The organism is Mesorhizobium sp. KR1-2, from assembly GCF_040045035.1.
GTDB lineage: Bacteria > Pseudomonadota > Alphaproteobacteria > Rhizobiales > Rhizobiaceae > Pseudaminobacter.
This window is the reverse complement of record NZ_JBDZDS010000007.1, coordinates 236,814-263,318: the sequence shown is the minus strand read 5'-3', so window position 1 is coordinate 263,318 and position 26,505 is coordinate 236,814. Positions and strand designations below refer to the sequence as shown.

Genomic DNA, 26,505 nt, shown 5'->3' with positions numbered 1-26,505 from the left:
TTGCAGATATCGAGATTTGAAGTGAATAGGTCTGCTCTGGGGCCGGAAGTGGAACGTCGGCTTTCAGGTTGAAAGCACGATAAGCTGCCATTCGGTTACCGACCTCAGTACGGTCATTGCTGTCTGGTATTGAGCGTCCTCATAAGCCGTCACACACACACAACTGGTCAAGACGGTCCAGCAGTTCAGAAACCGCCCGTTCGTAGTTTCCATAATCCGGATCGATGCCTGCCTGCAGCGCCCCGCCGCTCGTCCCGTCCATCGCCACGGCAAGCGCCGCGCCGTGCGTATAGTCCACCAAAATATGGACCCATAGCAGAGCCTGCGAAGGCGAAAGGCCGAGGTCGCCCAAGAGGTTCGCGAGGGTGTCCGTGATCCGTCTTGCGTGTTGAGGGAATACGGCTGGCCGGTTGAAAATGGCAAGGGTCAAACCCGGATGGCGCACCACCTTCGACCGATATGCCCGCAACAGGCCCTCTATCCGAGATCGGACGGCGCCTCCCGAGGGTGGAGCAACATCGGCATAGACGGTGTCCGCCAGGGCTCGGATCAATCCATCCCGATCCTGGAAGTGGTGATAGATCGTCATCGGATTGACGCCCGCACGCAGGGCGACCGCGCGCATGGTGAGACTTTCAAACCCCTCACTGTCCAGCAGAGCCAGTGCCTCCGAAAGGATCTTTGCCGGCGAGACGCTTTCGCTATCGGCGCGCGGCCTGCCTCGGCTTCGCTTGGTCATTGCGCAATGGTGTAGGTCGATTGGACCAGCCCGGATGGAAACGGGCGGGTGCTCACATGACCGAGACGAATGTCGCGCGTGAGCGGGCCGAACAAGGGACGGCCGCTGCCGAGCAGTATGGGAACGCGCGTGACCACCATGTCGCTGATCAATCCCTCCTGAAGGAAGGATTGGATGACACGTCCCCCATCAACATAGACACGACGGCACCCTTCCGCTTCGAGCATCGCCATGGCTTGCTGTGGCGACTTTTCCGCGAAGCGGACCTTACCAGTAAGATCAGCGGGAACCGACTGGTTCGCCAGGGTGGCTGAAAGGACGAGCACCGGGCGACTATAGAACCACGGTTGCATGTCGCGCACCGCTTCGAAGGTGCCTCGGCCCATTATTATGGCGTCGATGTCCTTTATGAAATCATTGTAGCCGTGGTCCTCGCCTGAAGCGTCATGCTCCAGCAACCATTCGATGTCGCCGTCATCGCGAGCGATGAACCCGTCCAGGCTGGTTGCAATAAAAATATGGCCGGTAATCATCTCGCGTCTCCTAAAATATACGGCGTATAATTATTCATTTGTGCGAACTGTCAATACCCAGTGATGAGTGGGATTCTTGAGAGTTGCAGATCAGCACCCACCGCCAATCGTCGTAAGATGTGAGCCGGTCGACGCGAACGCCAGCATTCGCGAGCTGCAGTCCGATAGCTTCGGTTCCGTATTCCACCAAGCCGAGCCACATGGCACTCGGACAATTTGGGCCGAAAGCTGCCAGTCCTCTGTGGATGGCTCCCGCATTGCAAGAGGTAATTCGGCGTTTTGGCGCATTGGTCGGAGTCAGTCTTCTTTCCGGCCTGTTGATGCAGCCATTCGAGACTGCTGGCCCTGATGGGGGCGGCGAACAAGGTCCCAATCTGCTTGTCAGGCTATGATGCCTCGGACCGGCGGTGGGTTGTCCCTGTTTCCGGCCTGACCGGTCTCGCCATCACGTCGCGTCGCTCTCACAACCTCATGGAGCCGATTGATCGGCTCGATCTGTTTTCTGCGGTCGAGGTCTCGGCTTCTTCCTAACCTTACCCCGCTAGCGTCGGGATACGGCGGGATTGATAAGTCTCCCCGCGAGCCATGATCGCCCAGACGACACGGGCCATCTTGTTCGCCATGGCCACACTGGCCACGCGCACGGGTTTCCTGTCGAGCAACGCGACAAGCCGAGGGTCCGCGGTCTCCGGTTTGGCTCGCGCCCGGCGGATCAACGATGTCGCCCCGACCACCAGGAGCTTTCGCAGATACCGGTCGCCCATCTTGGTGATGCGGCCAAGCCGGTCCTTGCCTCCGCTTGAGTTTTGTGACGGTGTCAGCCCGAGCCAGGCGGCAAACTCTCGCCCCGAGCGGAACTGTCCCGGATCGGCAACGGATGCGGCCAATGCCGTGGCGCCTACCGGGCCGATGCCGGGGATCGTCGACAAGCGTCGTGCGACGTCATCGGCTCGTTGCAGCGCGCTGATCGAACGGTCGATCGCTTGGAGCCTGGCATGCGTGTCGAGCACCTGCCCGCACAGGAGATCGAGAATCTGTATCGCCATCGCCGGGACGTCAGGCGTCGCTTCCTGCGCGGCAATCCGGCGTGCCAGGCCAAGCGCCCGCTCCAAACCTTCCGGAATGTCGATACCGAACTCGGCCAACAGGCCACGGATCATGTTCACGAGCTGCGTGCGCTGCTTGACCAGAAGATTGCGCGTGCGGTGAAGCGACAGGGCCGCCTGCTGCTCGGTCGACTTCATGGCCACGAAGCGCATGGTCGGGCGCGTCACCGCTTCGCAGATCGCTTCCGCGTCCACCGCATCGTTCTTGCCGCGCTTCACATAGGGTTTCACGTAGGCTGGCGGCATCATTCGAACTTCGTGCCCAAGCTTGGTCAGTTCGCGCGCCCAATGATGGGACGTTCCGCAGGCTTCCATGCCGATCAGGCAGGACGGCAACGCGGTGAAGAAAGGCAGCACTTGCGATCGGCGTAGGGCCTTGCGCACGACAACGCTACCGGACACGTCGACGGCATGAACCTGAAAAATGCGCTTGGCCAGATCAAGGCCCACGGTGGTAACATTCATGGCGGATGGCTCCTTTGCTCGGGTTGCCTGACAGCATACCCACTGTGGCACTCAGATGCCGGGAGCGGGAGCCATCCACCTCATCTGCTATCGGGCCGGAATTACCAACAAGCGGCGATTCCGCTTTTACTGGTTTGCCTCCTGAAAAGTGATCCTTCTTGGAGTATGGCTCATGGGCCGAAGAAGGACATTGAAATGGCAGCTATGATCCTGGCTGAAGCTGCAGAGAGAAGCTTCTAAGCCCCGCCTGCCGCCGGCGGTGGTGAACGGTGCCCGTCGTTTCGACTTTCCGCTATGCTTATCAACCTGGCACAGGCCGTGCCTCCTCGAACACATCGAGGGCCATTGCAGCAAAGGCGGCCACAGCACCCAAGCCGCGGGCTTCCCGGCGTGCGACCAGATATTCGCCTGCCTTAATCCCGATATCGGATATGGGGACCGCACGCAGCCGCGGATCGCGCCCCAATTCCTGGTCGAGCACGATACCGATGCCGATCCCTGCCGCGACGGCCTCCTTCACGGCCTCCCGGCTGCCGAGAACCAGATGCGGTGGGATTTCAATGGATTGGCTCGCCAGGGCCGTCTCGAACAGTTGACGTGTCATCGAGCCGGCCTCGCGTGTCACCAGGCGCTGACCAAGAAGCTCGTGAGCCTTGATGTGACTGCGGTCCCACCAGGGGTGGCCCTCGTGCACAAGGATTTGTACCTGCTGGCAGACCAGTAGATCGCAGGCGAAATCCGGGTGCGGCGTGGGCATCGTCACGATGGCGACGTCGACCCGATTCTGCGCGACGAGATCCAGCAGGCTGCTGGAGTTTTCCAACCGCACGTCGAGCCGAACACCTGGATGTGCGGCGGCAAACCGTTCCAGGATGGGCATCGCCACATAGGGCGCACATAGGCCGATTGCCAGGTGCCCGACGGCCAGGCTGCGCCCGCCATCCACCCGTGCCCCGATGTCGTCGAGCATGAGAATCACCTGCCTGACCCTTGGCAGCAGGTCCAGGGCATCGGGTGTCAGTTCCACCCCTCCGGCCATGCGAATGAAGAGCCTGGTCCCGACTGCATCCTCCAGCGATTTCACATGCTGGGTGATGGCCGGCTGGCTCACTCCCAGCGCCTGGGCGGCGGCAGAAAAGGTGCGATGACTGGCGACAGCATGGAAGGCGCGGAGCTGGGCGAGGTTCATGACGGTTTTCGGCTGCGAAATAAGTTCACGTTCATACGGGTGTCACACAATTTAGCGAAACTTATAGCATAGAAGTTCTCGCAGGCTCGGAGTTTTTCATGTCTACCCGTTCAATTTCCAACATCGCCCGGATCGCCGTTCTGGCTGCCACGGCAGTCACATTGGCAAGCGGCACGTCACTCGCGGCGGAGGTCGTTATCTACAACGCCTCCGACAGCGTAAACAGCGCGCTGGTTAGCGCCTTCAAGGAAAAGCACCCGGACATCGAAGTGAAGTTCGTGTCGGGTTCCACCGGCCCCATCGCCGAGCGCGCCATTGCCGAGAAGGCCAAGCCGCAGGCAGACGTGATCTATCTCGTCAACAACTTCGCGCTCGAACAGCTCAAGCAGGCTGGTGTGTTTGAGCCCTATGAGCCGAAGGACTCCAAGATCGCCCCCGAATTCCGCGATCCCGATGGTTTCTACAACAAGTATTTCGCCACCACTATGTGCATGGTCGTCAACAAGGAGCGGCTGGAGCAGAAGGGCCTGCCGATGCCCACGACGTGGGAAGACCTGATCAAGCCGGTGTACAATAAAGAGATCGCCCTGCCGTCGCCGCTCAAGTCCGGAACGGGCGGGGCGATCCTGTCGACCTTCGTCGATGCGTTCGGCTGGCCGTTCGTCGAGAACCTCAACGAGAATGTCTATCAGTATTCGGATGGCGGCTCGGGCGGTGCGGCCATGGCGGGCGCAGGCGAAGTCTCGATCGGCCTGACCTTCGACACGACCTGCTTCGAGACCAAGTCCTCCGGCAAGCCCGTTGAGATCGTCTACGGCCGCATCACGCCGAACGTGACGGAAGGCGGCGGCCTGGTCGCGGGCGGCCCCAACCCGACCGAGGCCAAGATTTTCCTCGACTTCATGGCCAGCGATGACGCGGCCGCGGTTCTGGGCAAGGTGGTTGGCGCTACCGCCGCCCCCGGCTACGGCCTGGTCGACCTCAAGGAGATCACTCTCTGGCAGATGCGCCGCCCGGTCGACATGTCGGCCTTCAAGCGCGAGTTCGCCACCCGCATCCTGAAGCAGTGATGGCGGACGCGGCCCTTCGCCTTGCACCGTCGCAGCCGGCTCCTATCGAGAGCCGGCCGCATCTGGCGGCTCGCAACGTCGTCAAGGCCTATGGCAAGGGCCGTGCGGTTGACGACGTGACTCTTGAGCTCGCCAAGGGCGAGTTCGTGACCCTTCTCGGCGATTCCGGTTGTGGCAAGACAACGCTGCTTAGGATTATCGCCGGCTTCGCCCAGCCGGAAGGCGGGCGCGTAACGAGGGGGGAGCAGGATGTCACCGACATGCCGCCCGCTCGCCGCCGCATGGGCTTCGTGTTCCAGTCCTATGCACTGTTCCCGACGAAAACGGTCGCCGACAACATCGGATTCGCGCTCGCAATAGGCTCGCGGGACAGGAAGGAGCGCGAGCGGCGCGTGGCCGAGCTTGCGCAACTCGCCGAAATTGACGGGTTACTCGACCGATATCCACATGAACTCTCGGGCGGCCAGCAACAGCGCGTGGCGCTGGCGCGCGCATTGGCTTGCGACCCGGAAGTGCTCCTGCTCGATGAGCCGATGTCGGCACTGGATGCGCGCATCCGCGTAAAGCTTCGCAACGAGCTGCGCGCGATCGTCGACAGGCTCGGCATCACCACGCTCTACGTGACGCACGACCAGGAGGAAGCCCTGGCGATGTCGGACCGGGTGGCAGTAATGCGCAACGGGCGCATCGAACAGATCGGAACCCCGGCGGAAATCTACCACTGCCCGCAATCCAGGTTTGTGGCCCAGTTCATCGGGAGCTCCAATCTCGTCGAAGGGCGCGTGGTTGCAGGCGGGCTGGATTCGTCCGGCGATTTCTGGCCGCTGGTCCTGGGGCCTCACTTGGCGCCAGGTGAGAGCATCACCGTGCTCTACCGGCCCGAGCACATCGGGGTCGTGCAGGGTGGCGGCGGCGTTCCCGGCCGCATCGAGACGACTACTTTCCTCGGTCCTGTCGTTCGCCTCAGCGTGAAGCTTGCGTCCGGGCGCATCGTGATCGTGGATCGACCCTCGCATGAGGCCAGCCATCTCTGGGCGCGGGGCATGATGGTTTCGCTCAAGCCCGACGGGCAGCGCGCGATGATCATCGCAGGCGAGAACCGGCCATGATGCGGTTGATGCGCCAGTTGCCGCGCGCGGCCGTTACCGGGATCGTGGCGTTTCTCCTGGCGGTCTTCATCGCCGTTCCGATCGGCATGGTCCTCCTGGAAAGCTGCGTCATCTCCGGGCCGATGCCGCCGGCTCACCTGAAGACGGTGACGATGGAAGCAATTGCCGAGTTGTCTTCGAGCGAGAGGGACGGCACGGTTCAACGATGGGTCGATACTGCGACCGAGGCTGAACGCGTCGAGGCGACGGCCGCCGCGTTCAATCTCGCCGGGGTCCCGATCGAATGGGATCGCAGCGCCGCCTATTCAGAGCAGGCTAAGGCGATGGAGGCCGCTGTAGCGGGCCTTCCGGCTGAGGCGCGGGCAACCATCGAAGACAATTACGCGATCGCCCACGTGATGCTTCACAAGCGTACCGCGCTGGCGTTCAAGGTCAAGGATCAGCTTGGCCAGCAGGCCTTCGATACCTTGCGCAACGGCACAGACGACCGTTGGGGCCTCGACCATTATCTCAAGCCGTTCCAGGATTCGTACCTGCGGAGCGCAGCCATCAACAGCCTTACGCTCGCCGGTTTTTCGGTCGCTTTTACGGTGGCGCTGGCCTTCGCGCTCGCCTACGGCATCAACTGCGGCGGCGTGCCGTGGCCGTCCGCAATGCGGGTGGCTTTCCTGATGCCGCTGGTCGCACCGCCGGTGCTGATCGCCACGGCGACCGTCATGCTCTTCGGCCGGCGCGGGCTGGTGACGCACACTTTCCTCGACCAGGGGCTCGGGCTGATCGACGCTGACGAGACCAACCTCTATGGCTTCTTCGGCGTCGTTCTCGCGCAGGTGCTGTCCTTCGTCCCCGCCACGCTGATCATTTTCGACAATGTCATGCGCAGGCAGGATGGCCGGATCGACGAAGCCGCCGCCGGCCTCGGTGCCGACCATTTCACGACCTTTCGCCATGTCACGCTGCCGATGGCGCTGCCGGCCTTCAAGCGCGCCGTCGTGCTCGTCTTCATCATGAGCCTGACGGATTTCGGCAATCCGATGATCCTCGGCCGCGATACGCCGGTACTCGCCGGCGTTGTTTACGACGAGATCACCGCCTACCGGAACACGCCGCTCGCGGCCGCCTTGTGCGTCTGGCTCATCATTCCCTCTTTCCTGCTCTATCTAGGGCTTGAAACGTTTGGCCGCCGCAAGGGCTATTCCAGCACCAGCGCCAGCAGCCGCTCGGAACTTTCCATGCCGCGGTCCTGGCGCATCACGCTGACGTCGATCGCCGGGACGGTAGTTGCCCTGATATTGGCGATCTACGGCATCATGGGACTTGGAGCGGTAACCCGCGTGTGGGGCGTCGACTGGAGCCTGACGCTCGGCTACTTCTCGGCCAGCGGCGTGGATGTCGGGCTTGCCGGCACCGGCTATGGCAGTTCGGAACGTGGCCTGGACGTCGTCTGGGACAGCCTTCGCCTCGCGGCGATCGCCGGGCCGCTTGGCGGGCTGTTCGCCATCGTGATCGCCTATGTCGTGGAGCGCCTGCGGCCGCCGGGCGCCAATCTCATCGTCTTTCTGGCGCTGGTGCCCGCGATCCTGCCCGGCATCATCTTCGGCATCGGCTACATCGTCGCCTTCAACCTTCCATTTGGCATCGACAGCCTGTCGCTTACCGGCACGTCGGCCATTCTCGTGCTCAACATCCTGTTCGCGAATGTGTTCGTCGGCGTGCTCGCCGCACGGGCGGCTCTGCAGCGCATGGACAGGTCCGTCGACGAAGCGGCCGAAAGCCTGGGCGCAGGCCTGGTGTCGCGCTTTGTCCGGGTCACGCTGCCGATGCTGCTTCCGGCTCTCCTGCTCGGCATGCTCTACGTCTTCATCGATGCGCTGACGACCTTGTCTTCGGTGATCTTCCTAGTCTCGGGCAATCACAAGCTGGCGTCGGTCGCGATCTTCAACCACGCCAACTCGGGCGAATATGGCTACGCCGCCGCCAAGAGCCTCGTGCTGCTGGCTTTCGCGATCGCGGCCATGGGCCTCGCCTGGCTGATCGAGAAACGCAAAAGCCTCGTCAGCCGTCGCCTTTCCCTGCGGCGCTGGTCGCCGCTTCCTCGCTTCTCCACGAACAATCGCTGAGCAAGACAATGCCAAACAACCTCGTCGACCGCGATGCCGCAGCTTTCTTTCATCAGGAAGGGTCGAGCCCATGCATCTCCGCGCTGCGTGCGGCGGAAGGCATGTGGCTCGAGGACGTCGATGGACGGCGCTTCATCGACCTGCACGGCAACACCGTCCACCACATAGGCCACCGGCACCCCGAGGTGGTGGCGGCCCTGAAACGGCAACTGGAAACGCTGCCTTTCTCGCCGCGGCGCTTCACCAACGAGCCTGCCGTCGCGCTTGCCGAAAAGCTGCTCGCGCGCTGGCCGGGGGCGCCGGCCAGGGTGCTTTTCGCCACCGGGGGATCCGACGCGATCGAGATTGCCCTGAAGCTTGCGCGTGTGGCCACCGGACGCCATGAAACGATCTCGCTGGAAGGCTGCTATCACGGCCACGGGTTTGGCGCGTTCGGTCTTTCGGAGGCCCGGCCCGACGCTCGCCTGGGGCCGCTGCTGCCGGGCCGCTGGCACGCGACGCCATATTGGGCGCCGGAACGTGGACCGGAGCGCATGCTCGAGGACATGCGCCATGCATTCGCGCAATCGGACGGAGGCATCACTGCGGTTATCGCCGAGCCGATCCGCTCGAACTGCCATGTGCCGCCCGCGGGATTATGGCAGGAAGTGCGCCGCCTGTGCGACGAACATGGAGCGCTGCTGATCTTCGACGAGATTCCGTCGGGCCTCGGCAAGACAGGGCGGTTCTTCGCCTTCGAGCATGTCGGCGTGGTGCCCGATGCCGTGGTCATGGGCAAGAGCCTGGGGGGCGGCATCCTGCCGATCGCGGCCGTCATCGCTGATGCGCGCCTCAATGTGGCGCCCGAACTCGACCTTGGCCACTACACCCATGAGAAAAATTCGCTCACCGCACTGGCGGCCTTGACCACCATCGAAATCATCGAGCGCGATGGGCTTGTGGAGCGCGCCGCCGAGCTTGAGACGCGGATCATCGCGCGTATCGCCGAGCTCGCCCGGCAAACGCCGACGATAATCGGCGTGCGGGGGCGTGGCCTGCTGCTTGCAGTCGAGTTCGATCCGGCCGCGTGCGGCATGACGGCTGGGCCGGAGTTCACGGCTCGCCTCGTCAGCGCCTGCATGGCCGGGGGCCTGTCGACAACCGCCAAGGGGCCAGCCAGCATGGGCTTTTCCCTTCCGATGACGGTCACCGATACCGAGCTCGACCTTGTTTTTGAGAAGCTCGAACGCGCCGCAGGTGTGGTTCAGTCCACATCCGCAGCCCCCGCTTCGGAATCATCCATCGGCTTAGCGTGAAAGCTCTGTTGAGTGGGCCTGCCCGCAGCTCGTTTCCCGACCGCGCTTACACTCAAAGGATGCCACTCCTGCCGCCGCTCCCTTACCCTGAATGACAACAGGACGTTAGAGGTCCGCGCCCGCGTGAGCCACCACACGCTGGTAGAAGGCAGCAAGGCTCGGGACCAGCTCTACAAGCTTGGTGATCGCTTCACTCGGGCACGGGTCGCCAGCGTCGCGTGCGGCAAGCACGCTCGTATGCAGCGTCAGATGGTCGGCCTTTGCGTCCGGCACGACGGTGAACACCGACGTCGCCACCGTCTTACCCTTGACCGTCAATCGGTCGAGCTCAAAGACGGGGAAGTGTGGTGCCACCAGCTTTGCCGTCGCCTCGCCGATCACCAGCGGCACGCCGACCTCCTTCGAGGCGCTTTCCAAGCGCGACGCCAGATTGACGGAATCGCCGAGTGCCGAATAGTCGAAACGTTGCGTTGAGCCCATGTTGCCGACGACGCAGTCGCCGGTGTTGATGCCGATGCCGATGCCGAGCCTCAGTGGCAGTATTCCGGCCTGTTTGCCTTCCTCGACGAATTCGGCGTTCAGCCTGTCTAGTGCGGTAAGCATGTCGAGCCCAGCGCGCACGGCGTGAACAGCGTGGTCGGGATCATCGAGCGGCGCGTTCCAGAACGCCATGATGCAGTCGCCGATATATTTGTCGATGGTGCCGCCGTTCGCCAGCACGATGTCGGAAAGGGGCGTCAGTAACCGATTGATGAGGACCGTCAGCTCTTGCGGGTTATCCTTCATCCCCTCGGCAATGGTGGTGAAGCCACGTATGTCGCAAAACAGAATGGTGAGCGTCCGTACCTCCCCACCCAGCCTTAACAAAGAGGGATCACTCGCCAACCGCTGCACCAGTGCCGGGGAGAGATATTGCGAGAAGGCGCGCGTGATGCCGCGCCGCTGCCGCCGCTCCGACGCGAAATCCAGTGCGCCCTGCGAACCGGTGACGAGCAGGAACGCCAGCGACGGCGCGAATGGCGGCACGAAGACGCGACCATAACGGAGGGTTACAAAACTGCCTGCCGCGATCGCCGCCAGTGCCAGGACCCCGCCGGCCACGGTGCGCCAGCCGGTGCGGCGGCGCACGGCAATCCCGGCCAAACCTGCACCCACGGCGATCGAGAGCAGCGCCACGGCAAGCGAAGCTCGCTCGATGTAAAGCCCGGCGGCCAGATTGTCGAAGACAGCCGCCTGAATCTCGACGCCCGCAACCAGCCGGCCGGTGCGGATGGTGAAGGGCGTGGCGTGCACATCTGCGCCGCCTTCAGCGATTGTCGGCGCGTTCTGGAGACTGAGGCCCACCATCACCACCCGATCGCGGAAGAAGTCCGGGGGTAGAAACGCTTCCGGGTCCAGCGCCTGATAGTAGGAGACCGTCTGATAAGTGCGCGAGGGTCCGAAACTCTGTAAAAGGGCATCGTCCGGCACATCCGCCGGTCGCCCGGCAGCACGCAACAGTTGGGCGGCAAAGCCATCTTCATAGCCAGGTAGCCGGCGAAGAATTCCATCGCCGTCGAAGACAATCGAAGCGATACCGGTTTTGGCGCCGGCGTCAGTGAAGAATGCCAGAGGCTCAACCCGGATATGCTGCAACGCCTGCGGCGTGTCGATGAGGGTCTCGTCACCGGCCAAGATCACATCGGGGCCGAGACTGCGCATCAATGCCTCGTCCGCTTCGGGGGTGGCGGCAGGCTCGGCGAAGATGATGTCGAGCGCAATCGCTTTGGCCCCCGCCTTGCGCAACGCCTCAATGAGCTGCGCATGGAAGCTTCGCGGCCACGGCCATTGCCGGCCGATCTCGGCCATCGATGGCTCATCGATCGCCACCACCACGGGCCCGTCGGCCGGGCGCTGTGGAACGCTCACAGTGGAGAAATAGTCGAAGGCCCGGGCCTCAAGCAACTTCCACGGCGTCAGCAACGACAGGACGGCAACGAAAAGACCTGAGATCAGCACGACGGTTAGCACGCTGTTTCGTCGCTTGGCTGCGGCGGAAACGCCGAAGCCTCTCCACCACGGCCCGATCTGAAACATCAGAAGCGAACCTTGAGCGAGCCGACGAAGCTGCGGCCCCAGCCAGGCGTATAGGAACCGACCTCGAACTGCTCATTGAATAGATTGTAGGCTGCCAGTTGAAGCTCGAAGCGCTTGTCGAGCGGTTCCCAGGTGGCAAAGGCATCCGCCGTCCAGTAGGGCGATAGCCGCGTGCCGGTGACATCGCCGGCACGCGTTCCGACATAGGTGCCGGCCAGCGTCATCTTGAAGTTCGCCGGGTTGACCCAGGTCACGCCGATGCGCGCCGCGGTTTCCGGCACATAGGGCAAGGGCTCGCCATAATAGGCGCTGCTCCCGTCCTCGTTCTTAGAATCCGCATAGGCGAAGGTGGCGAATGCACCGAACCCGCCGCCGATCCAGTAGTTTGCGGTTGCTGCAAACCGGTTGATGCGGCCCTCTGTGAGGTCGATAGTGTCGATGCCGCCGGGGATTGGAATGGCCAGGCTGTGCAGGGACTGGTGTTGGTAGTCGAGACTGGTGAACAAGCGCTCGCTCCACTCCGCATCCCACCGGGCGGCGAATGTGTCGGTATAGCCGCCGAGCGCCAGCGGAATCTGGTTTGACTGAATGCCGACCACGCCGACAGGCGCGAGCGTGGCGGCATCCACCGCCGACGTTTCCTGGATGTAGGCGACACGCAGCCAGTGCCCCTCGGCGGGCGCCCAAGCGCCGCCGATGCGTGGCGCAAGGCGTCCCCGTGAGAATGACGTGCCGCTGGAATCGCCCTGCAGAATTGTTCCGAACAGACCCGCCTCGGCCTTCAGCGCTGGCGTTATGTCGTAGATGGCGTCGATGTAAGCCTTGCCGACATTCATGTTGAGCTCCGCCCGCGCGTCGGAGATGTCCGGCGGAAGCGGCGGCGAAATATAGTTCATGATCGAGTATTCGGACTGAGTCTGGTCAACGACACCGCCTTCCACGCCATAGCGCCAGGTGACATCGTCGGTGCCATAAATGTGGTTAACCGCGCCGATATAGGATTGCTGTTTCGTCGAGGCTTCGATGCTGCGCAGGCCCACCAGCGGACCACCGATCGTGCTGATGACAACAATTCCGTCTTCGTTGCTCTTGCCGGTATACCCGGAAGCAAAGACGGCGGCATTGATGACATTTCGATAGCCGAGAGTGTGGCTCCAACCGAAACCGAAATTCCCAACCTCGTTCTCGACCGTCCTGTCGTAGAGAACTCCGAACGGCGGCACGTTGAGAAGCGCGTTGTGGAAGTCAGGCTTTTCCTTTGCGACGTTGGCATAGGCAACGACGCGATCATTCGGCGTCGGCCGCGCGGTAATATAGCCCGTTCCGCTGAATTCCTGATCTTTCAGATCGAACTGGACATTGCCGTTGGAGTTGTCTTCCCTGAACTGGTCAGAGCGGGCTGCACTAAACCTACCGTAGATGCTCCACGGAACCGGGGTTGCGGTGTAGCCCTGCACTTCCGCTTCCGTTGTCCAGCCACTGTGCCTGCCGGTGCTGATGAACCCGCCGCCGAGCGCACCCTCGATGAATGGACGGCGCACCAGATTGGCGCTGCGCGAGCGCCCGGAAATCATCGCTGGATTGAGCATCAACCCCTGGAAGAAGGTCGAGAAGGCGGAATCGTCGATGCTCGGCTCGGGCGTCGTGCTGCCGAAGTCGAGCTGGTTGACGAAGGGGTTGGGCGCGCCGGAGACCGTCTGGTCGATATAGCCGGCGGCCGAGAACGGGTCGAACACCGCCTCGCCATAATAACGGCCGCGAGCATCCATGCCCTGCAGCCGATAGGCGTCGTTGAGGGTCGAGCCCTCGTCGTGATTGGCGCTCAGCGCCGCGAAGTCGCCGCCCCGCGCGCGCGTTCGCTTGAGCATTTCCTGCGCACTGCGGATCGCGGTGTCGGAATCATAGCCGTCGATGGCCACGGCAGTCCTGAAGGAGGCGGACACCGGGTCGTTGGCATCCATCCTTTCGGCATTGTCCAGCGCCTGGCGGCCCGGCTCCAGATCGCCGCTTTCGTAATGCGCGGCGCTGAGCAGCAACAAGCCTTGAGAGTCGGCGGGGCTGGCGGTCGTGCCGGCCAGAAGATCCTCGCGCGCCTTTTCCAGTTCACCGGTCTGCATGTGGTAGCGGCCGCGCGCTAGAAGCGCGATGTCGAAGGTCGGATCGACCTCAAACGCCGTGTCGATCTCTTTGCGCGCTTCCGCGATGCGGTCTTGGTCGAGATAGAGATAGGCCAGGTTGATGTGCGAAACCGGGTCCTGCGGATCGAGCTCGATGGCGCGCTTCAGAGCGGCTTCCGCCTCGCGCGAGGCGCCACGAGCGTTCTGCACCAATCCGAGCGCATTCCAGATCGTTGTGCTCCCGGGCGCAAGCTCGGAGGCGCGCGTCAGGTCAGCATAGGCACCCTCCACGTCGCCCTTGATGCCGGCGCGATAGTTTGCGCGCGCTTCAAGCGCCATCGGATCATCGGGGTCGAGCGTAAGCGCCCGCTCCACGCCCTCCTCCACCTTCCGCCGATCGTCCAGCAGCATGGCGAACTGAGCCCGCGCCGCCGGAAGCGTCGGATTGTCTGGATAGCGCCGTTCGGCCTTTTCGAGAACTGCAATGGCCGACTTGATGTCGACTAGGAAACCCATAGTCAGCGCTTCCGCGATGGCTGCATAGGGGCCGTCGCTGATCTGGGGCGGCTCTTCCGTTCGCGCTGGATCGGCGAGCGCACGCGCGTAGTATCCGCCATACACAGCCATGGCGCGGCGGCGCCTGTCGAGCGCAGGAGCCGACCGCTTGAACAGCCTGGCCGCTTCTTCATAGCGTTTCTCGGCGCCAGCAATCAGCGCTTCGATCAGGGCGAGACGTGCGGCCTGGGCGGGCGAGAGTCGGAAGCCGCGTGCCTGCCGCACGGCCTCCTGCGCGGCATGCCTGCCGTCATAGGAGAGGTTGACCTCGGCGAGCGTCACCCAATCCTCGGTGGACCGTTCCCCAGGTGCCTTGGCATTGATCTGGCTGCGCGCCTTGCGCATGTCGGGGCTCGACAGCGGCGAGGCCGGCAGCGTGTTGAACGAGCCGCGCAGCGACAAGAAGAACTGCATCTGCTCGCGGTCGGACGGATTGACGATGATGACCTTTGTCGGCGCCGAGCCGATATTGGCGACCGCCGCCTCGCCCTGGACCGCCGTGACGGTGCCGAACTCGTTGGCAAGCTCGACCTTGCCTTCGAGAACGATCAGAGAAGTGCGGCCGTTGCCATCGACAGTGAGCGTCCAGTCGGTGCCGCGAATTGCGGCGGCGGCGGCCGGTGTATCGACAGTCAGCCCCGTTCCGCCACGCTCGGCGCGCGCCCAGATGGTTCCGCCTTCCAGCGCAAACTCGGCATCCTGACCCGCTGTGGCATTCTTCACCAGTAGCGTCGTATTACGGCCAAGGCGCATCTGTGTGCGGTCGGCAAACAGGACGGCAAGATTGCCGTTGGCGTTGGTGCGCAAATAGTCGCCTGCCACCACATCCTGATGCAGGTCGACGTAACGCCAGTCGGACACCTCCACGAAGCGGACTTCTTCGCCGACTTTGTGCGCAATGACGGAACCCGCTGCCGGCCGGGCGCGCGCGATCGGATCGGCGGCAGCAATCTGCCCGCCAAGCGCCGCTGACATCATCAGCGAGACCGTGAAATAGCCGCGCACAGAAGTGATGGTAATTTCCCCTCGATTTTTGAGAGGGCGTTATGTCCGGAACTTTACAAACCTGTCAATATACATGCTGAACGTTATTGTGTAATGTCGCAACACTGCTTGCACTTACAAATACGTTCTGAGATCGCGAGGATATATGGACGACATTGTAAATTTTGATACTGCTGTAGTAGGCAGCAACGCGAATGAATTGACTCACGGAAACGACTATTTTGATCACTTGAAGAAGATAAACGACGTTTTCTACGATCAAATAAAGATCGCAGATCAAAAGGCGGCTTACATATTTACATTCATGATCGCATTTATCATAACTTCAACAGAAGGGCGCGCCGCCTTTCAATGGCAGCGTTATATTGATGCCGATTTTCCAATTGCGATCTTTTCCGCCTGCATGGCGTTGGCGGCCATCTTCTCGCTGATCGCCGCCATCATCGTCGTTCTGCCTCGCCGCGTCGGCCGCTCGACGTCGCTATTCTGGGGCGGCTGGGATGCGAACCGTACCGCGCTGCTGGCTGCCAGCGAGCGAAACGACATGGAGTTCCTGTTCAACGAATACCTCGGCAACGTCGACAACCTGTCGCTAATTGCCAAAGCCAAGTATCGCTTCGTGAGCCTCGCGTTTCGTGGGTTGATCGCGATGGTGCTGGCCTATGCGCTGCTTCTGACAGCCTCCGGTCGGACCTGATCCGTCCGACCAACTTCTGAAGCATGCAGAGCGAATCTGCCGTCTACCACATTTCCGTCTGTCCTGTCGCAGCGGCTGTAAGTATTGCTGGAACTGGGGCAAGCGCGATCCGGTATGTTCCTCGGTAGTCGAAATCACCCGACCATGGGATCCGGCACTTCTGAACCTGCCTGGCGGATCCGCGGCACTACCGATCAGCCCCCGTTTACGCCGGAGTCGCGGCCTCGGCCCGAAAATGGCGCCCCCCGACCTCCAGCTTCGCGCCGGCAATGTCCGCTTCCAGGCGAAGGCAAAGCTGATCGTTACGTCCGACATGGGGCGCAAAGCTGCCGTTTACACCGCAGCCCAACATGGGCCGCCGGGGCAGCTCCTTCTGTCTATCAATCCTCGACCTGGACGATCAGCTTTCTGTCAAACGCCCTGTTCTCGTCGCCGTATCCTCTCGGGTTGGCGACGATGGGGTGTTGTGAACGACATAATCGCAGCTGTCATGCACGTGGCCGTGCACCCAGAGCGCCGGCGTTCCCGTTTTTAGGATGCTGGATAGGTCCGAGGCAAAGGCGGCATTCGTCAGGTCGCCTTTGAATAGTCCCGGAAGCGACCGGGGATGCGGCAGATGGTGGGTGACCACGACAGTGGGTGAAGGACTCGAGCTCAGTTCCGCATCCAGGAATGCCCTCGATTCCTGGTGAATCCTGTAGGCATGGAGCGGCAGGAACCGCTTCCATGGATTCCTCTGCCATGAGATCTGCCGGTAGTCGTTCATCCGCCGGCGGGCATGATCCATGGCGGCTTCCGGAGCGCCCTGTATCCGGAAGTCGGTCCAGAGGGTGGCGCCAAGGAATCGCACGCCGTTGATGATGACGGCCTCATTCTCGAGGAAGTGTACGCCCGGTGCTGCCTGCGCTGCGGCACGGCCGGCCGCGATGCCCTCTTGGATGGATCCCTTGTAGAACTCGTGATTGCCGGCGACGTAGATGCAGGGCATCGCCGGGGCGATGTGCCGGGTAAGCCAGCGAATGCCGTTGTCGATGCCACGGCAGAGGTCCCCGGAGATGACGCAGACATCCGCCTGCGGCGGCTCGAGCGGCTCCGTCAGGTCGGCGTGTTCGAGGTGGAGGTCGGAAAGGATCCAGATTCTCATTTGCGGATCAATTTCCTGGTTTCGGCCAGCACCGTCTCCAACTCGGTTCCTTCCAAGGTGCCGTGATGCAGCAGCTGGAGGTAGAGATAATCGATGGCGGCAACCTGTTTTCTGACCATCTTCAGGGCCGCTTCGTAGGCAGCCTCCAAACGCCGGTTCACGTCCTCCGCGAGTTCCGGATCGATGGCGAGGTGAAGTGGCCAATCCGTGCAGCACCGATAGAGCAGCGGTCGCCTCTGCCCGAACCCCATTGCCGTTTCCATCTTGTAGGCGAGCTTCGTCGCGAGTTCATGGTCGCTGCCCCGCGTCTCGCCATCGCCGTTCGCGCCGACCGTCTCGGTGATCACCTCCTCTCCGGCGCGACCCGCCAGCATGACGGCAAGGTGGGCCGTGAGCAGGTTCTCGGTCTGCTCATGGAATTCGTCCGTCCGGGACGCGACGTATCCGCCATGCGGGGCGTCGATGGTGATCTCGGTGATGGTTCCGAGCTCAAGGTGGAGGCGGATCACCGCGTGGCTGGCCTCATGGACGGCAATCCGGTGAATGAGGTGGCTGGTGCGCTTCGGCCGGTGATCCCGGTCAGCAGAAGCGGGCGTGCCGCCTTCACCAGGATCGGTGTCGGCCGATGCCGCAGAGGGGAGCGAAGCGAGCTTGCTGTAGAGATAGCCGTACAGGGCTTGTCGAGCCGGACAGGATGGCGCGTGTGATGAGTAAGTGGTCATGAGGCTGTCTTTTTCGAATTGGCGGGTTGAAGGTGATTTGATCCGGCGGCGTGCCGGGAAGGATTCGCGGGCTCGGCTTGCAGCTCGTTGCGTGCGACTGGCGATCATTGCAGCGACCGCTCCCGCTCCCGGACCGCGACCAGTTGCTCGAGCATGCGCTCCAGCCGCCGGATGGAACCGCCGCGCCAGGCAGCGGCGATCGCGGCGAGCTCGAATCCTTCAAGAGGGGTCGCCCAGCGCGGATCATGCCCGAGTTCCGCGTAGAGCCGCGCCATGATCCGGAGGGCGAGCATCGGCAGATGTTCCGGGCCGGGTTCGGGAAAACGCAGGAGCCGGCAGCGGTCCCGCAGCACCGCTGGGATCGGCTCGATCGCGTTGGCCGTCATCAGCCAGGTCAGGTGAGACAGGTCGCAGCTTGCCTGGACATAGGGATCATGCCACCGGCTCGACGTCTCCTGCTCGAACAGGCCGACCAGCACGTCATGCACATTGCCGTTGTGCCTGCTCGTCCCGACCTTCTCGATCTCGTCGAGGATGATGACGGGCCCAGCACATTCATGCCGGCGCACGATCAGGATGGGCAGGCTCGGCTCCCCGGATGACCATCGCCGCGGGGTACCGCCCAAAGCGCCGTCGCTCATGCCCCCGCAGGGGATGAGCTCGTGGGGCGCGCCGAGTTCTTCGGCGAGCCGCCTGGCGAAGCGCGACTTCCCGCAGCCGGGCGAGCCCAGGAGGATGGTTGGCCGCATGCGCACGTGCCGCCGGCCCATGAGTCCTTTCAGGACCTGGTCGATGACCGCGATGGCATAGGGGAACTCCGCAACCAGGTTGGCCCGGACAGCGGCGAGGTCAGGCGTGGCTGGCACCGGCAGCGGGCGCCCGGTGATCTTCTGGAATTCCTGGGAAACGTCCTTGCCCTGGGAGACCGCGGGATTGCCCACCTCCCGCAGCACGATGACGTGGCCGTCGCGCTGCCGGTCGCCGGACGCCGGCTGCACCGCCGTCTCGAGCCCAGGAGAATTTTCCGACGGAGCCGCTTTCGCCTCTGTCCCGGCCGGCCTCTGCCGCTGCATGGCGGTCTTGAACCGATCTGCATAGCTGCGGAGTTCGAGTCCGACCCCCAGCCCCTTGGCCGGGCTGCCAAACACCCCCGCTCTGCGCCAGGCGGCGAGATCGCGTGAGAATGCGGCCCAGCCGAGCGCGCACCACAGCATCCTCAAATTGTCGGAGCTTTGCAGATCCCGCAGGGCCAGCAGCGCCATCTCGCCCGCGATGCCTGCTGCCGCATCCGGATCGCCGAAACCCGCCCGATACAGCAAGCAGCGGAGACGCGCGGCGTCGAGGGGAACGCCGACCGCGTCCCCGAGGCCGTCCATTGCCGCCTCCAAGACCAGCAGGCTGTCCCGGCTTTGCTCGACAGCCACTTCCTCAAGACAGGCGACGACCGATGCCAGATCCGGACGCTGTCGCCGCCGCAGCCTTCGCGCCAGCCGATCGCCGTATTCGCGCAAGTCCTGGGTGAGATCATTGCGGAAGAACGGCATTCCCGGCAGCAGCTCTTCCTCCGTCGGCAGCCGCAATCCTGCCGCGACCGCTTTCTCCCGCCGCTTGAACAGGCGGTAATCGCGCGAGGTCTCGTCCGTCATGAGAAACTCACGCGTGATCGTCAGGATGTTCGGCTGGGCGGCCCAACTGGTACCATCGCGACAGCGTGCGGGCCCAAGTTCGATCCTGAGACATGAGCCAGATCGCGGAAGTCCCGATCTCCCTGTTTTGCCCGGGGAGAGTCGGATGTCCGGTCGACAGTCCTGCGAGGCATGGCGTCGGCCTCAGCGCAAGTGCCCACCGATCAAGGATCGGCGCCTCGCCGTTCACCAGCATCTCCGGAGATACGCCGTGACGTACTCGCTCGAAGTCTACAACAAGGGCGGAGAGACGCTGCAGCTGAAAGTCGAATGCCGGATCTCGTTCGCCGTCGCGCCGTCCGAAAAATATCATTGATATGCCTCCATCGAAGTTGCCATGGGTTCAGTCATTCTAGAACCGGGAGCGCGGGGCCCAGGGGATCGCCTCAGCTCGGCGCTCGAAGAGCACATCCTGTTTTTGCTTGCGCAGTTTGGATGTCGCCACGGCATCGCCTTCCCCTTTTTACCCGGCCAGGCCTGCCGCGAATCCTTGATTCGGCCAGATCCGGTGCAATGCTTACGGCGTCTTCGATATGGCGTCCAGACGCCTATTTTGGCCTCCGGAGGCCAGCATGGGGTCTAGCGCTCCGAAGTATGGGCCATTAGAAACAGGTGCATGGATGTCCCCTACGACCTACTGCGCGCTGCGCGAGTCCTTCTCGACATCGAGGCACGCGACCTCGCCAAGATGGCAGGAGTGAGCAAGCGCTCGCTTGTCCGGATCGAGGCTCGCGAAACAGTGAAACTGGAAACCATGCTGCGCGTCCAGCGGGCGTTGGAGCAGGCGGGGATTGAGTTTCTTCCAGAGACCGGGGAACAAGGCCCCGGCATTAGGATCCAGAAAGGGAAGATCGGAAAACCGAGACCTCAGGACGAGTGATCGCTCGCCGCCAGCGCGGTTCGTCGTTCACGATGTTCGTCTGCAACACCGCCGACCACAGGCGCCGGCCAAGATTGAACCGTTAATCTTCGCAGCCATGTCCCCCAACAGAAGGGGCTCTTTGCCCTCATGTTGAAGACGCTGAAACCGCCGTTCGATCCCCTCAAACTCTTCCGTCACAATGATCGTATGTCTCCTGGCTGAACGGGAATATCTCTGAAGGATGATCGATCAGCCGCGAAGAGCGTGTCACGGCTAGTCGCATAGGTTAGCATCGCACATCGTGGCTGTGCCCGAGATACACATCGCGCAGCGGCCAAAGAGCCGAGAAGTCAGCCCGAGTCTCCGCCCTTCTGTCGATTTAGATCCTTACTCTGATCTCATGTCGGTATCGGCGGTTGCGTGCCCCCGCAACCAGACCAAACGCCCCGGCCAAAAGCCGGGGCGTTCGCGTTTGCGCACTGACCTGCTGACCTGCCACTGAGCTTTCATCCTGACGTTGCCCCTTTGACTTGATCCGGATTGAAGTTCGTTCGGGCCCAAAGAAAGGACCAGAACATGAAACGCAGCCGCTTCTCGGATGAGCAGATCATCGGGATTTTGAAGGAGCACGAGGCCGGGGTCTCGGTCGCGGATTTGTGCCGCAAGCATGGCGTGAGCGATGCCTCGATCTACAAATGGAAGGCCAGATTCGGTGGCATGGACGTGTCCGAGGCGAAGCGTCTGAAGCGCCTGGCGGATGAGAACACACGCCTGAAGCGGCTTCTGGCCGATGCCATGCTCGACACTGCGGCCCTGAAAGATCTGTTGGGAAAGAAGTGGTGACGCCCGCAGCCAGGCGGAACGCTGTCGCGCATCTGAAGGCTGCCTTCGGGATGAGCGAACGGCGGGCGTGTAAAGCCATCGGCTGTTGCCGCATGACGGTGCGCTACGAGACCACGCGGCCCGATGATCGCGCGCTTCGGGAGCGGATGCGGGAGATCGCGGGCGAGCGCCGGCGCTTCGGCTATCGACGTCTGCACGTCCTGCGCAAGCGCGAGGGCCATGTTGTGAACCACAAGAAGCTGTTCCGGCTTTACCGCGAAGAGAAGCTGGCGGTGCGTCGTCGTGGCGGGCGCAAGCGGGCGATCGGGACCAGGGCCCCCATGCTGGTGCCCTTGCAGCCGACCGAACGCTGGTCGCTGGACTTCGTGTCCGATCAGCTCACCGACGGCCGGCGCTTCCGCATCCTGGCCGTGGTCGACGACTGCACGCGCGAGAGCCCTTCCTCGCGATAGAGACGGTAGATGCGGTTGACCCCGGACGGCTCTCCCTCCCGCCGCAGCAGAATGAACAGCCGTCGATAGCCGAAACGCCGTCGCTCATTGGCTAGGTCGCGCAGCTTTGCTCGCAGCGTCACCTCCGGCGGTCGGCACGACCGATAGCGGATCATCTTGCGGTCGGCGGATGTGATCTGGCAGGCCCGCCGTTCCGAAAGACCCATGACGGCCTTCAGATGCGCGACCGCGTCACGCTTGGCGGCTGGCCCTGCCATTTTTTGCGAGAAGCGTGCGAAGTGCGGCTGCGTCCAGCATCTGTTCGGCGAGCGGTTTCTTCAGTTTGGCATTCTCTTCCTCGAGCGCCTTCAGTCGCTTCGCCTCAGAGACTTCCATGCCGCCATATTTGGCTTTCCAGTTGTAAAAAGTCGCCTCTGAAATTCCGTGCTTGCGGCACAGGTCCGCCGCCTTCGCACCGGCCTCCTGCTCCTTCAGAACCGCAATTATCTGCTCTTCCGTAAATCTTTGCTTCTTCATTCGTCCGTCCCATATGGGCCGGACCCTAATCCATTCTGGAGGAAATTCTCAGTGGCAGGTCATGGTGGTTCGGTGGTCGATGTCGTTTCTGGCGCAGATATATTCGAAGGCATGAGCCCGGAAGAGTTCGCCGTTGGCGATTGCTTCCAGGCGATGCGCAGCCCCTCTTCGTCCAGCAGGATACAGTCGGCGGGGTCGAAGCAGAGACGGATTGCCTCACCTTCGCGCGCCAGCTTGCCAATTATCTGAGTGTTGGCACGAACTGTCGTTCGCTCTCCAATATCGATTTCGTAGATGGCACTGCCGCCGAGATAGGAGGTCGAGACGACCCGGCCGGCCAATCTATTGGCCCCGGCGGCAGAGGACCCCACCGACAGTTTTTGGGGGCGAACCACGACCGTGACGCGGGAACCGAGTGGGAGAACTTTTGGAGAGACAGCCGTCATGGCCTGTCCGGCGGATAGCGTGATCGTCGTCCCGTGTCCATCAACGGCGGTGACGACACCCGGCAACATGTTCGCCTTGCCGAGGAAATCGGCCACGAAGGCGGTCGCTGGCGTCTCATATACTTCTTCCGGCGTGCCGATCTGCTCCATCGTGCCCGCATTCATGACGACGATCTGGTCGGACATGGAGAGAGCCTCTTCCTGGTCGTGGGTCACGAAGATGGCGGTGATGCCCGTCTCTTTCTGGATCTTCTTGATCTCGACGCGCATCTCCTCGCGCATATTGGCGTCCAGCGCCGAAAGCGGCTCGTCGAGAAGCAGAACCTCCGGCTCGAACACGATGGCGCGCGCCAGCGCGATGCGCTGCTGCTGCCCACCGGACAATTGGGACGGCAGCTTCTTCTCGCTGCCCGGAAGCCGCACCATTTCCAGCGCTTTGCCGACCCTGCGCGCGATCTCAGCTTTGGGCACGTTTCGATACTTCAACCCGAAGGCGACATTGTCGAAAACGCTCTTGTGCGGGAACAGCGCATAGCTCTGGAAGACCAGCCCGATGTTGCGCTTGTAGATCGGCACGTCGTCGACCCGCCGTCCGCCGATCGAAATCTGGCCGGCAGAAATATCGACCAACCCCGCAATCGAGCGCAGGATCGTGGTCTTGCCGCAGCCGGAGGGGCCGAGCAGAGTGACAAAACTACCCTTGCGGATGGTAAGCGAGAAATCGCGCACCGCGACGAACTTGCCATAGGCGATGTCGATATTGCGGAATTCGACCGCCGGCTGCCCACCGTCACGAGCGGCTCCGGCCGGCAGTACCCCGGCCGAATCTGGCCGGGGTGTCTGGGTTTCGAGGCTGTCATGCACCTTTCGAAATCCTGTCCCACTGCTTGTTCCAGGCGTCTTCGTTGTTCGCCCAGTAAACCGGATCGGCGAAGGTCAGCGCCTTCATCGAGCCGGTCGGGTCGAAGGCCGGAAGCTTCTCGATCTTTTCGGTGAGCTTGACCTTGGTCGGGTCGAGCGACGGCGGATAGTTCTGGCCCTCGGCGACGGCGATAGAGGTGGCGGGATCGAGCATGAAGTTGATCAGCTCCTCGCATTCGGCCATCGGCGAGCCCTTCAGGACCAGCATGTCCTCCATCCAGGCATAGGAGCCGGCGGGGTCGAGATAGCCGATCGGGTGACCCTGCTGCTGCAAAGCGGCGACGCGGCCGGACCAGGCGTCCGTCACCACGATCTCGCCCTTGGAAAGAAGGTCCATCAGCTCAGAGCCGGAACTCCAGAACTTCTTGGCGAGGTCCCGGTTCTCGCGCACCTTCGCCCAGACGGCATCCATGTCCTGGATGTTGTTCGGGTCCTGGCCGGTCTGGAGGGCGGCATACCAGACGCGCGTGGTCATGTCGGCGTAGCCGCCCACCTTGCCTGCGTACTTCTTGTCGAACAGCAGGCCGACGCCCTTTTCCTTTGCCTCTTCCGGCGAGATCACGGTGGTGTTGTAGGCGATGCCGGTGGTGCCGTAGTCGTAAGGCACGGCTGAAAGCTTGGGGGTGATCTTGCGGTAGGGCTCGATCATCGGCACCAGCACATTCGCCATATTGGGAATGTTGGCCTCGTTGATCTCCGCGTTGAAGCCGGCATTCACATATTTGATGTAGTAGTTCACGCCCGAGGAGTGGATGACCTGGAAGTCTCCCGGCTTCGAGGTCTTGATCTTGGTGATGACCTCGTCCTCGTCGCCGAAGGTGCCCTGCACGACCTTGATGCCGGTCTTCTGCGTGTAGGGCTGGAAGGCGTATTTATCGATCGCCTCCTGCACCACGCCGCCCCAGCCGTCGAAGCGCACTTCCGTGGCGGCCGCGAGCGCGCGGCCGATCCAGGGCGTGGAAAGCCCTGCCGAGGCGGCAGCCGCCGCCGTCAGGGTCAGGAAGGAGCGGCGGCTGATGTCGCCGTTCCCATATCGCTCGTTCAGTCGTTCAAGTCTCTTCGTGGTTGATATTTTCATTATGCATTCCCCTTTGCGTCGACACGTTTTCTCAACCGGGTGAGGCCTTGCAGGATGAGCCCGCCGACCAGCGGTATGCCGACGGTCACGAGGATCATGACCGTGCCGAGGGCATTGATCTCCGGGCTTATCGAAATCTTGAGCATCGAAAGGATCTGGGTCGGCATCGTCTCGACGCCGGCCGGCCGCCAGAACAGGCTGGCAGAGGTGTTGTCGAAGGAAATGGTGAAGGCCAGCAACGCGCTGGCGACGACCGCCGGGATGAGCAGCGGCAGCGTGATCTCGCGGAACGACGAGATGCGCGACGCCCCCAGCGACAACGCCGCCTCCTCATAGGTGCGTCGGATGCCGACCATCCGCGCCTGGGTGATCAGCACCACATAGGGCAGCGCCAGCAGGATATGGCCGAGCAACAGCAGTCCCATGCTGCGCGGCTGGTCGACCGCCTTGATTAGGACCAGCAGCCCGACGCCCAGGATCGTCTCAGGCACCAGCGCCGGCAGGATCACCAGCGTGCCGAAAGTGGCCTTGCCGGGAAACTCGAAGCGAACCAGCGCAAAGGCCGTGATGATGCCCAAAAGCGTCGTGACCGCCGCCGTGACCAGCGCGATCCACATCGAGGTTCTGAACGCGGTGAGCACCTGCTCGTTGGACAAAAGCTTGGCGTACCATTGCAGGCTGAAGCCGGTGAGCGGGAAGCCGCCGAACATCGAGGCGTTGAAGGACAGCACGACGGTTGCGATGATCGGCGCGAACATGAAGATGTAGACGCAAAGCGTGATGAAACCGGTCAGTCGCCAGGCCCATCGCCCTTCCTTGTCCTGATGTTGCCCCGCGCTCATCCTCCGAGCCCCTTCACGATCTGGGACATGCCCATGTAGCGGGTATAGGCGGCGGCAAAGCAGCCGAGCACGACGAACAGCACGATGGAGAGCGTGGCGCCCATCGGCCAGTTCAACTGCCCCATGATGGTGTCATAGATCAGGTTGCCGAACAGCGCATCGCGGCCCGAGCCGAGCAATTGCGGCGTCACATAGCTGCCGGCTGCGAGCACGAAGCAGAGCAGCAGGCCCGCCCCAAGGCCGGGCAATGACAGCGGCAAAGTGACCTCACGGAACGCCTGCGCGCTGGTGCAGCCCATGGACCGGGCGGCGGAGATCAGCGTGCGGTCGATGCTTTCAAGGCTCACATAGACGTTGAGGATCATGTAGGGCAGCAGGAAATGTAAGAGCCCCATGATCACCGCGCCCTCGGTGTAGAGCATCTGCATCGGCTGGTTGATCAGGCCGAGCTTGAGCAGCGTGACGTTGATGAGCCCTTGCTCGCCGAGGATGTGAATCCACGAGAATGTGCGGATGGTGAAGCTGATCCAGAACGGCACGATGAGCAGTAGAAGCAGCAGCCATTTGTGCCGGAAGGTCGTCGCCCAGATGAAATAGGCCGGGAAGTAGCCGAGCACTCCGCAGATGATCGCGGTCATGGCGCCGACGCGCACGGTCTTCAAAAGGAAGCCGTGATAGTAGCTGTCGGTCAGGAATTCCGTCCAGTTGGCAAGCGTCAGCGCGCTTGTCTCTACGCCTGCAGTAACGAAGGTGAAGAAGGTGTAGACCGCCATCACGGCGATCGGCAGCAGCAGGAACAGAAGCAGCAGCAGCAACACTGGAGCGACCAGCATCCACGCCAGCCGCGGGTCGTACAGCTTCCACCCTTTGGTCATGTCGACCCTGTTCATACCGCGCTGTCTTTGCAGCGCTTGCTTG

The 26,505-nt window shown here is 62.5% G+C and carries 19 protein-coding genes and 2 pseudogenes; 7 read left to right on the top strand and 14 right to left on the bottom strand.

Features of this window, described 5'->3' with window-relative positions:
- Positions 1–139 precede the first annotated feature (139 nt).
- The 4 genes from ABLE85_RS16125 to ABLE85_RS16110 all read right to left on the bottom strand — a co-directional run bounded on the left by ABLE85_RS16125 (position 140) and on the right by ABLE85_RS16110 (position 4,032).
- Positions 140–739: a TetR/AcrR family transcriptional regulator gene (locus ABLE85_RS16125; RefSeq protein ID WP_348793716.1), complete on the bottom strand. Its 600-nt coding sequence runs from the start codon at positions 737–739 to the stop codon at positions 140–142.
- On the bottom strand, positions 736–1,272 hold the full coding sequence (locus ABLE85_RS16120; RefSeq protein ID WP_348793715.1) for a dihydrofolate reductase family protein: 537 nt from the start codon (positions 1,270–1,272) through the stop codon (positions 736–738). The genes ABLE85_RS16125 and ABLE85_RS16120 overlap by 4 nt, the downstream gene beginning before the upstream one ends.
- 533 nt (positions 1,273–1,805) lie before the next feature.
- Positions 1,806–2,843: an IS110 family transposase gene (locus ABLE85_RS16115; RefSeq protein ID WP_348793714.1), complete on the bottom strand. Its 1,038-nt coding sequence runs from the start codon at positions 2,841–2,843 to the stop codon at positions 1,806–1,808.
- Positions 2,844–3,144: 301 nt separating this feature from the next.
- Complete coding sequence (locus tag ABLE85_RS16110; RefSeq protein WP_348793713.1) at positions 3,145–4,032, bottom strand: LysR substrate-binding domain-containing protein; 888 nt, start codon at positions 4,030–4,032, stop codon at positions 3,145–3,147.
- Positions 4,033–4,130: 98 nt separating this feature from the next.
- On the opposite strand from ABLE85_RS16110, the gene ABLE85_RS16105 reads away from it, so the two are divergent.
- From ABLE85_RS16105 to ABLE85_RS16090, 4 genes are read left to right on the top strand one after another with little or no spacing between them, the layout of a single operon-like run.
- Entirely contained in the window at positions 4,131–5,102 is a 972-nt protein-coding gene (locus tag ABLE85_RS16105) for an extracellular solute-binding protein (RefSeq protein ID WP_348793712.1), read from the top strand.
- The gene (locus ABLE85_RS16100) at positions 5,102–6,211 is read left to right on the top strand and encodes an ABC transporter ATP-binding protein (protein WP_348793711.1); all 1,110 of its coding nucleotides are present in this window, start codon (positions 5,102–5,104) and stop codon (positions 6,209–6,211) included. The genes ABLE85_RS16105 and ABLE85_RS16100 overlap by 1 nt, the downstream gene beginning before the upstream one ends.
- The gene (locus tag ABLE85_RS16095) at positions 6,208–8,331 is read left to right on the top strand and encodes an iron ABC transporter permease (protein ID WP_348793710.1); all 2,124 of its coding nucleotides are present in this window, start codon (positions 6,208–6,210) and stop codon (positions 8,329–8,331) included. The genes ABLE85_RS16100 and ABLE85_RS16095 overlap by 4 nt, the downstream gene beginning before the upstream one ends.
- A gap of 8 nt (positions 8,332–8,339) precedes the next feature.
- Entirely contained in the window at positions 8,340–9,626 is a 1,287-nt protein-coding gene (locus ABLE85_RS16090; RefSeq protein ID WP_348793709.1) for an aminotransferase class III-fold pyridoxal phosphate-dependent enzyme, read from the top strand.
- Between the two features lie 105 nt (positions 9,627–9,731).
- Here the strand turns inward: ABLE85_RS16090 and ABLE85_RS16085 are convergent, their stop codons facing one another.
- Together ABLE85_RS16085 and ABLE85_RS16080 are read right to left on the bottom strand one after the other, a co-directional pair.
- A complete protein-coding gene (locus ABLE85_RS16085; RefSeq protein WP_348793708.1) occupies positions 9,732–11,702 on the bottom strand; it encodes a CHASE2 domain-containing protein in 1,971 nt (656 codons plus the stop codon).
- Positions 11,702–15,379 carry a FecR domain-containing protein gene (locus ABLE85_RS16080; protein ID WP_348793707.1) on the bottom strand — a complete coding sequence of 1,226 codons (3,678 nt, stop codon included), beginning with the start codon at positions 15,377–15,379 and terminating at the stop codon, positions 11,702–11,704. Before ABLE85_RS16080 ends, ABLE85_RS16085 begins: the two co-directional genes overlap by 1 nt.
- A 145-nt stretch (positions 15,380–15,524) precedes the next feature.
- On the opposite strand from ABLE85_RS16080, the gene ABLE85_RS16075 reads away from it, so the two are divergent.
- Complete coding sequence (locus tag ABLE85_RS16075) at positions 15,525–16,076, top strand: Pycsar system effector family protein (protein ID WP_348793706.1); 552 nt, start codon at positions 15,525–15,527, stop codon at positions 16,074–16,076.
- Between the two features lie 400 nt (positions 16,077–16,476).
- Here ABLE85_RS16075 and ABLE85_RS16070 read toward each other — a convergent pair whose 3' ends face one another.
- Genes ABLE85_RS16070 through ABLE85_RS16060 form a run of 3 tightly spaced genes read right to left on the bottom strand, consistent with a single transcriptional unit; the run spans position 16,477 to position 19,588 of the window.
- Positions 16,477–17,220, bottom strand: coding sequence for a metallophosphoesterase (locus tag ABLE85_RS16070; protein WP_348793705.1), 744 nt, complete (start codon positions 17,218–17,220; stop codon positions 16,477–16,479).
- Positions 17,217–18,050, bottom strand: a complete 834-nt coding sequence (locus tag ABLE85_RS16065) for a hypothetical protein (RefSeq protein ID WP_348793704.1) — start codon at positions 18,048–18,050, stop codon at positions 17,217–17,219. The genes ABLE85_RS16070 and ABLE85_RS16065 overlap by 4 nt, the downstream gene beginning before the upstream one ends.
- The gene (locus ABLE85_RS16060; protein WP_348793703.1) at positions 18,047–19,588 is read right to left on the bottom strand and encodes an AAA family ATPase; all 1,542 of its coding nucleotides are present in this window, start codon (positions 19,586–19,588) and stop codon (positions 18,047–18,049) included. Before ABLE85_RS16060 ends, ABLE85_RS16065 begins: the two co-directional genes overlap by 4 nt.
- Positions 19,589–20,243: 655 nt before the next feature.
- On the opposite strand from ABLE85_RS16060, the gene ABLE85_RS16055 reads away from it, so the two are divergent.
- Both ABLE85_RS16055 and ABLE85_RS16050 read left to right on the top strand, forming a co-directional pair.
- A complete protein-coding gene (locus ABLE85_RS16055; RefSeq protein ID WP_348793702.1) occupies positions 20,244–20,507 on the top strand; it encodes a helix-turn-helix transcriptional regulator in 264 nt (87 codons plus the stop codon).
- Positions 20,508–21,065: 558 nt separating this feature from the next.
- Positions 21,066–21,766 (top strand): annotated as a pseudogene (locus ABLE85_RS16050) (transposase); the annotation flags it as partial.
- On the opposite strand, the pseudogene ABLE85_RS16045 reads toward ABLE85_RS16050, so the two are convergent.
- From ABLE85_RS16045 to ABLE85_RS16025, 5 genes and pseudogenes are all read right to left on the bottom strand, one after another.
- Positions 21,763–22,300: pseudogene (locus tag ABLE85_RS16045) on the bottom strand (transposase); the annotation flags it as partial. The pseudogenes ABLE85_RS16050 and ABLE85_RS16045 sit on opposite strands and share 4 nt — an antisense overlap.
- Positions 22,301–22,359: 59 nt before the next feature.
- Entirely contained in the window at positions 22,360–23,610 is a 1,251-nt protein-coding gene (locus ABLE85_RS16040) for an ABC transporter ATP-binding protein (protein ID WP_348793701.1), read from the bottom strand.
- Positions 23,603–24,745, bottom strand: a complete 1,143-nt coding sequence (locus ABLE85_RS16035; protein ID WP_348793700.1) for an extracellular solute-binding protein — start codon at positions 24,743–24,745, stop codon at positions 23,603–23,605. Before ABLE85_RS16035 ends, ABLE85_RS16040 begins: the two co-directional genes overlap by 8 nt.
- A complete protein-coding gene (locus ABLE85_RS16030) occupies positions 24,745–25,587 on the bottom strand; it encodes an ABC transporter permease (protein WP_348793699.1) in 843 nt (280 codons plus the stop codon). Before ABLE85_RS16030 ends, ABLE85_RS16035 begins: the two co-directional genes overlap by 1 nt.
- Positions 25,584–26,462 carry an ABC transporter permease gene (locus ABLE85_RS16025; protein ID WP_348793698.1) on the bottom strand — a complete coding sequence of 293 codons (879 nt, stop codon included), beginning with the start codon at positions 26,460–26,462 and terminating at the stop codon, positions 25,584–25,586. The genes ABLE85_RS16030 and ABLE85_RS16025 overlap by 4 nt, the downstream gene beginning before the upstream one ends.
- Positions 26,463–26,505: the final 43 nt, after the last annotated feature.